Annotated in this window: 8 protein-coding genes; 3 read left to right on the forward strand and 5 right to left on the reverse strand. The window is 60.7% G+C overall.

The features are described 5' to 3' along the window. Positions 1–143 precede the first annotated feature (143 nt). Positions 144–947, reverse strand: a complete 804-nt coding sequence (locus AC4DF4_RS16455) for a PAS domain-containing protein (protein WP_490049198.1) — start codon at positions 945–947, stop codon at positions 144–146. Positions 948–1,021: 74 nt separating this feature from the next. Between AC4DF4_RS16455 and AC4DF4_RS16460 the strand changes: the two genes are divergently transcribed. The 3 genes from AC4DF4_RS16460 (at position 1,022) to AC4DF4_RS16470 (ending at position 5,419) form a co-directional block, all read left to right on the forward strand. Then, entirely contained in the window at positions 1,022–2,335 is a 1,314-nt protein-coding gene (locus AC4DF4_RS16460) for a Gfo/Idh/MocA family protein (protein ID WP_490049199.1), read from the forward strand. A 40-nt stretch (positions 2,336–2,375) separates the two neighbouring features. Next, complete coding sequence (locus AC4DF4_RS16465) at positions 2,376–3,248, forward strand: sugar phosphate isomerase/epimerase family protein (RefSeq protein ID WP_490049200.1); 873 nt, start codon at positions 2,376–2,378, stop codon at positions 3,246–3,248. 269 nt (positions 3,249–3,517) lie between these two features. Beyond that, positions 3,518–5,419 (forward strand): formylglycine-generating enzyme family protein, encoded by a 1,902-nt coding sequence (locus AC4DF4_RS16470; protein ID WP_490049201.1) that lies wholly within the window; start codon positions 3,518–3,520, stop codon positions 5,417–5,419. A gap of 372 nt (positions 5,420–5,791) precedes the next feature. Here AC4DF4_RS16470 and AC4DF4_RS16475 read toward each other — a convergent pair whose 3' ends face one another. The 4 genes from AC4DF4_RS16475 to dnaE all read right to left on the reverse strand — a co-directional run. Next, positions 5,792–6,205, reverse strand: coding sequence for a type II toxin-antitoxin system VapC family toxin (locus tag AC4DF4_RS16475; protein WP_490049202.1), 414 nt, complete (start codon positions 6,203–6,205; stop codon positions 5,792–5,794). 6 nt (positions 6,206–6,211) lie between these two features. Then, on the reverse strand, positions 6,212–6,457 hold the full coding sequence (locus tag AC4DF4_RS16480; RefSeq protein WP_490049203.1) for a type II toxin-antitoxin system Phd/YefM family antitoxin: 246 nt from the start codon (positions 6,455–6,457) through the stop codon (positions 6,212–6,214). Positions 6,458–6,489: 32 nt separating this feature from the next. Next, complete coding sequence (locus AC4DF4_RS16485; RefSeq protein WP_490049204.1) at positions 6,490–6,651, reverse strand: hypothetical protein; 162 nt, start codon at positions 6,649–6,651, stop codon at positions 6,490–6,492. 66 nt (positions 6,652–6,717) lie between these two features. Further along, on the reverse strand, positions 6,718–9,934 hold a 3,217-nt coding region (gene dnaE / locus AC4DF4_RS16490), incomplete at its 5' end, for a DNA polymerase III subunit alpha (RefSeq protein ID WP_490049205.1).

Here is a 9,934-nt window from a genome sequence, read left to right on the forward strand (position 1 = left end):
GCGAAGGAGGAAGCCTTCTTGGCCTTCGTAGCTTCAGCGAAGTAGGCGGCGTAGACTGGAGGGCGGGGAAATGGGGGGTGATCCCGCACGCATCGTCGAGTGGGTGGAGGAGGCCTACAACCAGACCAACCGCCTGATGCAGCTCACCGGCCTGCGGGGGTGATGCCCTCCTTCGGAAATCCCCGCAATGATCCGCTGGCGCTTTCGGGAGCGTGCTGGTGTCGGTAGGCTCCAGGGGTGACGCTCATGATCCGGCGGAAAATGCGGCTAAAATGGCTGTGGTCGAAAAAACCGGTTTCGAGCGCGATCGCGGTGATGGTTAGATCGGTGGTTTCCAGCAGGCGGCAGGCGGCGTTGGTGCGCACCCGCAGCAGGTATTCGTGCGGAGTGGTGCCGAACATCCGTTGGAATTTCCGGTTGAACTGGCTTTTCGACAGGGAACCGGCCGCCGCCAGGTCGGCTATTTGCAAATTCTCGGCATGCCGCTTGTGCATGGTGTGAAGCGCTTCGCCCATGCGCCCGTAGGCACCTGGCACCGCACCCTTTTTGTCCAGTTCGCGGTAAATGCCCGCCAAGCCGATGATCTTGCCATCCCGGTCGCGCACCGGCACTTTGCTGTAGAGAATCAGGTTTTCCGAACCCGCCTCCTCCGGCGCGGCAGCGATGGCATTGAGAATCGGCTGCCCGGTGGCCATCACGCGCCGGTCGCCCTCCACATAGCTCCGCGCACGGTCGGGCGGCCAGAAGTCGAAGTCGGTTTTTCCAAGCGTTTCCTCTTCCGTGGCGGCACTGCAGAACTCACAGGCACGCCGGTTGTGCATGACGAATCGCCCTTCCAGATCCTTCATGAAAAAGGCCACGTCCGGCAACAGGTCGAGCAGAAGCCCGAAGGTGCCGTGCCAATCCATCTTCGCGAAAAAATCCTGCCGCAGTTGGAGTGGGTCCATGCGCCAAAAATACACAAACACGCGCTGCCAATACAAGCCAGAGTTCGGAAAATGACCCAGAGTCCGCATCGTTCATGAATACAACCCCTCCCCTATCCCGCCGAAGTTTCATCCGCAAGGCCGCTGCCACCGGCGCCTTCATCGCCGCGCCTCAGATCGTGCCGTCCTCGGTGCTCGGGCGCGAGGGCAATACGGCACCCTCGGAGCGCATCCGCGTCGGTTTCATCGGCATCGGCCAGCATGGATTCGATTGGAACCTGCCGCCCTATCTCGCGCACAAGGACGCACAAGTCGTCGCCGTCTGCGACGTGGACCGCCAGCGTATGCAACGCGCCGCCCAATTCATCAACCGCCGCTACGGCAACACGGACTGCAAGTCGTTCCCCGATTTCCGCGAGTTGATCGCCCGCGATGACATCGACGCGGTGATGATTTCCACCCCGGACCACTGGCACACGCAGATCAGCATGATGGCCATGCTCGCCGGCAAGGACGTGCAATGCGAAAAGCCCACCCTGACCATCAACGAAGGCAAGGCCCTCGTCGATTGCACCCGCAAGCTCAAGAAGGTGTTCCAAACCAGCACCGAAGACCGCTCGATTCCCGTTTACCACCGCATGGCCGAACTCGTCCGCAACGGGCGCATCGGGAAACTCCAGCGCATCGAAGTCATTTTGCCGAAACAGCCCGGACAACCAGGTGACCCCACCCCGCAACCGGTGCCGGAGCACCTCGACTATGAAATGTGGTTAGGCCCGGCACCGCAGGCACCCTACACCAGAGACCGCATCCATTACAACTTCCGTTGGATCGAGGACTACTCGGGCGGCATCATCTGCGATTGGGGGACCCACCTCTTCGATACCGCGCAATGGGCCAATGACACCGAACTCAGCGGTCCAGTGGAAGTCGAGGGCACCGGAACTTATTGGAGCGGTGGCCTCTTCAACACCGTCAAGGACTACGATGTCACCTTCCGCTACGAGAATGGCGTCCTCATGACCTGCAAACCGGGAAACCCGAGCATCAAGTTCATCGGCAGCGACGGCTGGGTCGGCAATACCGGCTGGCGAGGTCCGTTGGAAGCCAGCTCGGATAAAATCCTCAACTCGGTCATCGGACCGCAGGACATCCATCTCTACACCAATCCAGCCGGCGAGCACGATGACTTCCTGCAATGTGTCCGCTCCCGCAAGGATCCGTATTTCCCGGTCGATATCGGCCACCGAATCAGCACGGTCTGCCACCTCGCCAACCTCGCGATCAAACTCGGACGGAAACTCAAGTGGGACCCGGTGGCCGAACGATTCACGGGCGATGCCGAAGCGATCGCGCTGATGGACCGCCCGCGCCGCGACCCCTGGCAGTTGCCGAGTTGCCCCCCCTGACGGTTGCCAATGGTATCCTGATTCCCACCAATCCAACAAAATGAACCACCATCCTTCAAGAACTCTTGCCAGACGCGCTCTTGCCATCCTCGCCACCAGCCTCGTTGCCACCGCCGCCGCAATGGCGAATCCCTTCTTCGCCTTCGACAACGGGCTCGGCGGAAAGTCGCCCGCCGAGCAGGCCGCACTCCTGAAAGAACTCGGCTACGACGGCATCGGCTACACCGGCACCGGAAATTTCGCCGCTCGAAAAAAGGCGTTCGATGAAAAGGGGCTGAAAATCTTCAACCTCTACGTCCACTCTGACGTGGACAAGCCGGATGCCTACGAAGCGGGTTTGAAGGATGCCATCCCTCAACTCAAGGGCACCGGCGTGGATCTTTGGCTTACCCTGCGCGGCAAGGCTCCCGACGACACCGCCGCCGTCCGCGTCGTCCGGGACATCGCCGATCTGGCCGCCGCCTCCGGAGTGCGGGTCGTCCTCTACCCGCACTTGGACTACTTCGTCCAAACAGCCGACGAGGCGCTGCGCATCGTCAAGCAGGTGGATCGCCCGAATGTCGGCCTCACGATCAACCTCTGCCACGAACTCATCGCCGGCAACGCGGACCGCATGGATGCCATCGTAGAAGCCTGCGCCCCCCATCTCTTCTACGTCTCCATCAACGGCGCGGATCGCAAGGGTGCCTGGCGCGAATTGATCCGCCCGCTCGACGAAGGAAATTTCGACGTCCCCGGTTTTCTCAAATCCCTTGATGCCGTGGGCTACAAGGGGCCGGTCGGCCTGCAATGCTTCCAAGTCCCCGGCGCACCCCATGAACACTTGAAGCGTTCCATCACCCGCTGGAAGGAAATCCGCGGCCCGCTCGCCGGACCGGCGAATCCCTCTTTGGGGTCGGTCCCCGCAGTGTAACATTCTTTGGGGTCGGTCCCCGCAGTGTAACATTTTGCCATCAAAAATGGCGCATTTGTTCTGCTGCGGGGACCGACCCCAGAGCCGCCGTTCCCTTACGTCATGGCGAGGTTTGACGCGGAGTTTTTCGAGCTTTGAGTTGGGGCGGCGGGCGTGACATCCCAAGAATCTGACAGTGAAAATCTGTGCTTTTCACCGGAAAAGCTTTGCCGCCCCCGGCCACTTGCTACAAGAATTCCCACAAAACCCCATCAAAAGCCTTTTATTGGATGAAAACACTACTTTCCCCCTTACCCCTGTGGCTCGCGATTGCGTCGCTCGTCTCTCCTCTCACTGCCCAGAGTGTCAGCGAATTGGAATTGGAAAAATCCTCAACCCTCAATGTTTGGGAAAGTGTCACGATCACACCCGAGATGATCAGCGGCTCAGGCAAGCTCCTGGTGCCGACTTCGGGCTCGCAGCAGTTTTATCGGATGAAAGTGCGCCTGCTGGAGTCTCCAACGATATCCAACCCACCGCCAGCCACCACTGGCATTGAGGAAGGTGAGTCGGTGACCTTCACGGTGGATTCGCAAGGTGAGGGGCTGACCTACCAGTGGTATCTGGGGCAGAGTGGAGACACCTCACAGGCAATCCAAGACGCCACCTCGCAGACCTACAACACAGGCGCTCTTACTGAGGATACTTCCTACTGGGTGAAGGTCACCAATGTTGCCGGCAGCATCAATTCTGAGACCGTAGCGGTGACCATCAACCGCCCACCCACGATTGGCAGCCAACCCACTTCGCAGTCGATAGTAGCAGGCAGCACCGCCACGCTTACGGTCAGCGCCACGGGTTCCGCGCATTTCACCTACCAGTGGTATCGGGGCAACCTCGGCGCGACCACTGCCCCCGTAGGAACCAATTCACCCACCTTCACCACCCCGGCACTCGCGGTGACCACGAAGTATTGGGTTAAAATTTCCAACGCGTTTGGCGAAATTCAATCCAGCTCGGTCACCGTCACGGTGCAGGCCAACACCGCGCCGACGATCTCCGATATCGCGGCACAAAGCATCAACGCAGGTGGTAATACGGGAGCACTCGCCTTCACGATTGGCGATGCACAGACCGTGGAGTCCTCCCTCACGCTCAGCGGTAGCAGCAGCAATACGACTCTAGTTCCCAATGCCAACATTGTCTTCGGCGGCAGCGGAGCAAGCCGCACGGTCACAGTGACCCCAGCCATCGGTCAGAGCGGCACGGCGACGATCACGGTGACGGTGAGCGATGGTTCTTTGACTGCGAGCGACACCTTTGTTTTGACGGTCGTCAATGCCCCCGCCGCTCCCACCGGCTTCGCGCTGATCCCGGCGGGTGTCTTCACCATGGGCGATGCGCTGGATGGTGATTCGAATGCCCCCACCCACACGGTGACCGTCAGCGCGTTTTACATGGCGCAGAATCTGGTGACCAAGGCGGATTGGGACACGGTGCGGACGTGGGCCATCAGCAACGGCTACAGCGATCTCGAGGCCGGCGCGGGCAAGGCCAGCAATCATCCGGTGCAGAGTATTACGTGGTACCAGATGGTGAAGTGGTGCAACGCCCGCAGCCAGCAGGAGGGGCTGACGCCGGTGTATTACACCAACGACGCGCAGACGACGGTTTACAAGACGGGGGATGTGAATGTGACCAACGCGCAGGTCAAATGGGCCGCCAACGGCTACCGCCTGCCGACTGAGGCGGAGTGGGAAAAAGCCGCGCGCGGCGGCTTGAGCGGCAAGCGTTTCCCGTGGGGCGACATGATCAGCCATAGCCAGGCAAATTATTACGCGTCTTCTAGCTACAGCTATGATTTGAGCGGAGCGGTGAATATTTATCACCCTACCTATGCCACAGGCTCGGAGCCCTACACCTCGCCGGTGGGAAGTTTTGCGGCGAACGGCTATGGGTTAAACGATATGGCGGGCAATGTCTGGCAGTGGTGCTGGGATTGGTATGGAACCTACGACACTGGCACACCGACCGATCCAAGGGGTGTGAGCTTGGGCGCGGACCGGGTGGGTCGGGGCGGCGCTTGGGACGATGGCGCGTTCGCCTGCCGCGTCGTGCACCGCGACTACGTCTACCCGTCCTACTCCGGCGACGGCCTCGGTTTTCGTGTCGCCCGCAGTTCAGTTCCCTAAAGCCAGCAGCAGCGGAGCGACCCTCCGTCGCCGCAGGCTATGGCGGGCAAGACGGAACGAAGTGGCCAAGTGAGGGACGAACGCAGTGAAGGGAGCGGAGCGGGGAGAAGGATGCCGCTTCAAGCTTGCGGGGCCGGCCGAATGTGGAGGCGGTGCTGCATTGGAATAACTGCGGGCGGAACTTCCAGCCCCTGAAGACGTGACAGCCTCCCCGGCGGTTCTTGCCGATGGTTACGGTGTCCTCGCAGCGGAAAGACTCATGGTCCTTCTTTTCCTGAATGATTTATTGCTCCAATGTTTTGTTGCACTCATCTTCACGGAATCCCTGACAAGTCATCCGTCTGAAAATCGACGGCGGAACAAGCAACCCCGTCATGGCGTCCACGGATTCAGGATCGGTACATCCTCGGGAAAGTCCTCGGTATTGCGGGTGACAAGGGTGAGTTGGTGCTGGAGGGCGGTAGCGGCGATGAGGCTGTCCATCGCGGGAAGTTTGCGGCCCGCGCGCTGATGCTTGGCGTAGAACACGGCCCAGGTGTGGCTCACGGCGAAGTCCACGGGAAGAATGCGCCCGGCCGCCCACCGCTCGATGCGCTGATACCATTGTTCGATTTCTTGTCGGCGCTTGCCCCGGTCCATCAGATGGATCCCTTTGAGCATCTCGCCGAGCGAAAGGCTGGAAATGGCGAGTTCCGCATCGTGATCCGCAAGCCATTGAAGCACGGAAGCGTCTGGCTTTGGCTTGGATGATTCGCAGAGGACGTTGGTGTCAACGAGGTAAGACATGGCCGATTACTGAAAACTGATGTCACGGGCGGGACTGCTGTCGCGCTCGATTTTCCACCCCTTCACCGGGCAATCCCGAAGGATATCCGCGAGTTTTTCCTGAGGCTGAAGCCGGGCGTAGGTCTCTGCGGAAACAACCACCGCAATTGGCTTTCCATGCCGGGTGATCGTTTGCGCACCGTGCTTGAGCACGGTCTCAAGCAGTTCGCTGAGCCGGTTTTTAGCATCTTGCAGAGGCCACGTGGTTTCCATAAGCGATCCTTAGCACGGGAAATCTAGCTTGACTAGCTCGTTTTTACGGCGACTCGCCAAGCCGCCACCGCATAGGCGCGCAGCGGATTGGCCGAGGCAAGGTCAAGGACCGACTCGTCGTGGGCCAGCAGGACGATCAGGTTCCACTGGTGGCTGCGGAACCCCTCGACCACCTTCTGCCGCCCGCGGCTCATATTCAGAACATTTGATCGCGGCTGATTCTCATCAAGTCCCTACTCAAACATCGTCCGCCGGCTCTATCACTCTTCCAGCCACCGTCCCAGCGATTCTTCTAACTCTTCGTTGCGCCTGATGTTGAACGACTCCCCGGCGGCGACGGTGACGCGGCGGCCGGCGCTGTTTTGGAAATGGAGCAGCACCGGCGTGGCTCCGGGATGGTTGGCGAGGGCGAGCTTGATCTCGATGAGGTCGCGCTCGCTGTGGCGCGTCGTCCAGAGCATGAGTTCGAGCGGGCCTTTGTTGTTGGCCGCGACCCGCTTGGGCTTGAGCTCGGAGAGTTCGTAGCCGGTGATGCGGCGGCCGCCGGTGCGGTCGTCCATCTGGATGTTGCCTTTCAGCCGGATGATTTTGCCGGGGTCCAGCAGTCCGGCGTCGCGGGCGGGGACGAAGGTTTCCCCCCACAGCATGATCTCGCAACTGCCGGTGAAATCCTCCAGGATGAGCACGCCGAAGGGTTTGCCGGTCTTCGTCATCTTCGCATCCAGCGAGCGGACCATGCCGGCGAAGGGGAAGCGCTCGCGGGCATTGGATAGATCGAGGTCGTCGATGAGTCCGAGCCTGCGGTACTTGTTGGAGTCGATGACGCTGCGGAACTTGTCGAGCGGGTGGCCGGTGACGTAGAAGCCTAGCAGTTCCTTCTCGTGGGCGAGGCGCTCGTCCTTGCTCCATTCCTCCACGGTCGGCACGGAGGAGCGGCTGGATTTCGTTTTCGCCGGGGCGGAGAACTCCATGGAGTCGAACATCGAGACCTGCCCGGACGCGCGGTCGCGCTGGGCGGACGAGGCGGAGGCGACGACTTGTTCGAGCCGGGCGCACATCCCGGCGCGGGTTTCTCCGGTCCAGTCGAGCGCGCCGGCTTTGGCGAGGTTTTCGAGAATGCGCTTGTTGACGACCTTGGAATCGAGGCGCGAGGCGAAGTCGTCGAGCGAGGTGAACGCGCCGTTTTTATTGCGGTCCTCGATGGCGATGGCCATCGCTCCCTCGCCGCAGTTCTTGATGGCGGCGAGACCGTAGCGCACGCCTTTCGAGCCGTTGAGCAGGGTCTCGGGAGAGAAGCGGAGTTGCGAGGCGTTGAGATCCGGCGGCAGGATTTCCAGTCCCATGCGGTGGCATTCGGAGACGAAGACGCCGATCTTGTCGGTGTTGTGGATTTCGTTGGAAAGCAGCGCTGCCATGAACTCGACCGGGTGGTTCGCCTTCAGATAGGCGGTCCAGTAGGAAATGTGGCCGTAGCAGGCGGAGTGGGATTTGTTGAAGCCGTATCCGGCGAACATCGCGATCTTGTCGAAGATCTGGTCGGCGAGCTTCTTGCCGATGTTGTTGGTCTTCTCCGCGCCTTCGACGAATTTGGCGCGCTGTTTCTCCATCTCGACCGGGTCCTTCTTGCCCATCGCGCGGCGCAGAAGGTCGGCGCCGCCGAGCGAGTAACCGGCGAGCACCTTGGCGGCGTTCTGGACCTGTTCCTGATAGATCATGACGCCGAAGGTGTCGCCGCAGACGCTTTCCAACAGCGGGTGCTCGTACATCGCGCGGGTGCGGCCTTTTTTCACGTCCAGCATCTGGTCGATGAACTGCATGGCTCCCGGGCGATAGACGGCGAGAAGGTCGATGATGTCGTCGATCTTCTCGATGGCATACTTGCGGCAGGTCTCGACCATGCCGCCGGATTCCAGCTGGAACACGCCCATCGTCTCGCCGCGGTTGAGGAGCTCGAAGGTTTTCCAGTCCTCCAGCGAAACCGTCTCGATCGCGAAATCCGGCGTGTGCTTGCGGATGTGCTGCACCGCTTCCTGAATGACGGTGAGGTTCTTCAGTCCGAGGAAGTCCATCTTGAGAAGGCCGACATCGGTGATGGCCTTCATGTCATACTGGGTGACGACTTCGCCTTCGTTTCCGCGGGTGAGCGGAACGTGTTCGTCGAGCGGGCGGTCGCCGATCACCACGCCGGCCGCGTGGACGCCGACGTTTCTAGCAAGCCCTTCGAGCTTGGTCGCGTAGCTCCAAAGCTGCTGGTAGGTGGTGCTGCTCTCGATGAGCTCTTTCAGCTCGGGCTTCGATTCATACTCGTCCTTGAGTTTGATGTCGGGTTTCGCCTCGATCATCTTGGCGATGCGGTCGCCCTCGCCGTAGGAAATTCCCATGACGCGGCAGACGTCGCGCAGCACGCTCTTCGCGCCTAACTTGCCGTAGGTGATGATGTGCGAAACGCTGCGCTCGCCGTATTTCTTCCGCACGTAGGCGATGACCTCGACGCGGCGGCTCTGACAGAAGTCGATATCGACGTCGGGCGGGCTGACGCGTTCCGGGTTGAGGAACCGCTCGAACAACAGGCCGAAGCGCATCGGGCAGATGTCGGTGATGCCCATGGCATACGACGCCAGCGAGCCAGCCGCCGAGCCCCGGCCGGGGCCGACCGGGATGTCGTTGTCGCGCGCCCACTGGATGAAGTCGGCGGTGATGAGGAAGTAGGATGCGAATCCTAACTGGTTGATCGTATCGACCTCGTATTTCAGCCGGTCGGCGATTTCCGCGCTCGCCGCCTTTTCCGCGCCGTAGCGCTTCACCAAGCCGTCGCGGCAGACCTTCATCAGGTATTCCTCGCGCGGGCTGCCGTCGGGCGTGCCGAACTGCGGGTATTTCTCCGAGCTGGTAGAATCGAGCTTGATAGAGACATTGCAGCGTTCGGCGATTTCCAGCGTTGCGTCGCATGCGCCTGGCACGTCGGCGAAGATCTCGCGCATCTGCTCGGCGGTTTTGAAATAGACTTCCGGCGAGTAGTGCATCCGGTTTTCATCGATCACCAGGTTTCCGGTGCCGATGCAGATCATCACGTCGTGCGCCTCGTGATCGAACTTGTTGAGGAAATGCACGTCGTTCGCGGCGACGACCTTGAGGTCCATTTCCCTGGCGAATTTCAGCAGGGAAGGGGTGACCAGTCGCTGCGGTTCGAGGCCGTGGTTGTGGATCTCGACGTAGGTGTTTTCCTTGCCGTAAATGTCCACGATTTCGCCGAGCGTCTCGCGGGCCTTTTCCTCGTCGCCGGCGCGCAGCCACTCGTTGACCGGGCCGGAAATGCAGCCGGTGAGGCAGATGATACCCTTGGAATATTGCCGCAGCGTGTCGCGGTCCACGCGGGGTTTGCCGTAGTAGAGGCCTTCGAGATTTCCCTTGGAAACGAGCTTGCTGAGGTTGTCCCAGCCCTCGTTGTTCTCCGCGAGCAGCGTCATGTGGGTGGCG

The organism is Luteolibacter sp., from assembly GCF_058122085.1.

Bases quoted from the DNA above. Each gene is read 5' to 3' on its own strand.
- AC4DF4_RS16455 (WP_490049198.1), bottom strand. From the start codon at position 947: ATGGACCCACTCCAACTGCGGCAGGATTTTTTCGCGAAGATGGATTGG.
- AC4DF4_RS16460 (WP_490049199.1), top strand. From the start codon at position 1,022: ATGAATACAACCCCTCCCCTATCCCGCCGAAGTTTCATCCGCAAGGCC.
- AC4DF4_RS16465 (WP_490049200.1), top strand. From the start codon at position 2,376: ATGAACCACCATCCTTCAAGAACTCTTGCCAGACGCGCTCTTGCCATC.
- AC4DF4_RS16470 (WP_490049201.1), top strand. From the start codon at position 3,518: ATGAAAACACTACTTTCCCCCTTACCCCTGTGGCTCGCGATTGCGTCG.
- AC4DF4_RS16475 (WP_490049202.1), bottom strand. From the start codon at position 6,205: ATGTCTTACCTCGTTGACACCAACGTCCTCTGCGAATCATCCAAGCCA.
- AC4DF4_RS16480 (WP_490049203.1), bottom strand. From the start codon at position 6,457: ATGGAAACCACGTGGCCTCTGCAAGATGCTAAAAACCGGCTCAGCGAA.
- AC4DF4_RS16485 (WP_490049204.1), bottom strand. From the start codon at position 6,651: ATGAGCCGCGGGCGGCAGAAGGTGGTCGAGGGGTTCCGCAGCCACCAG.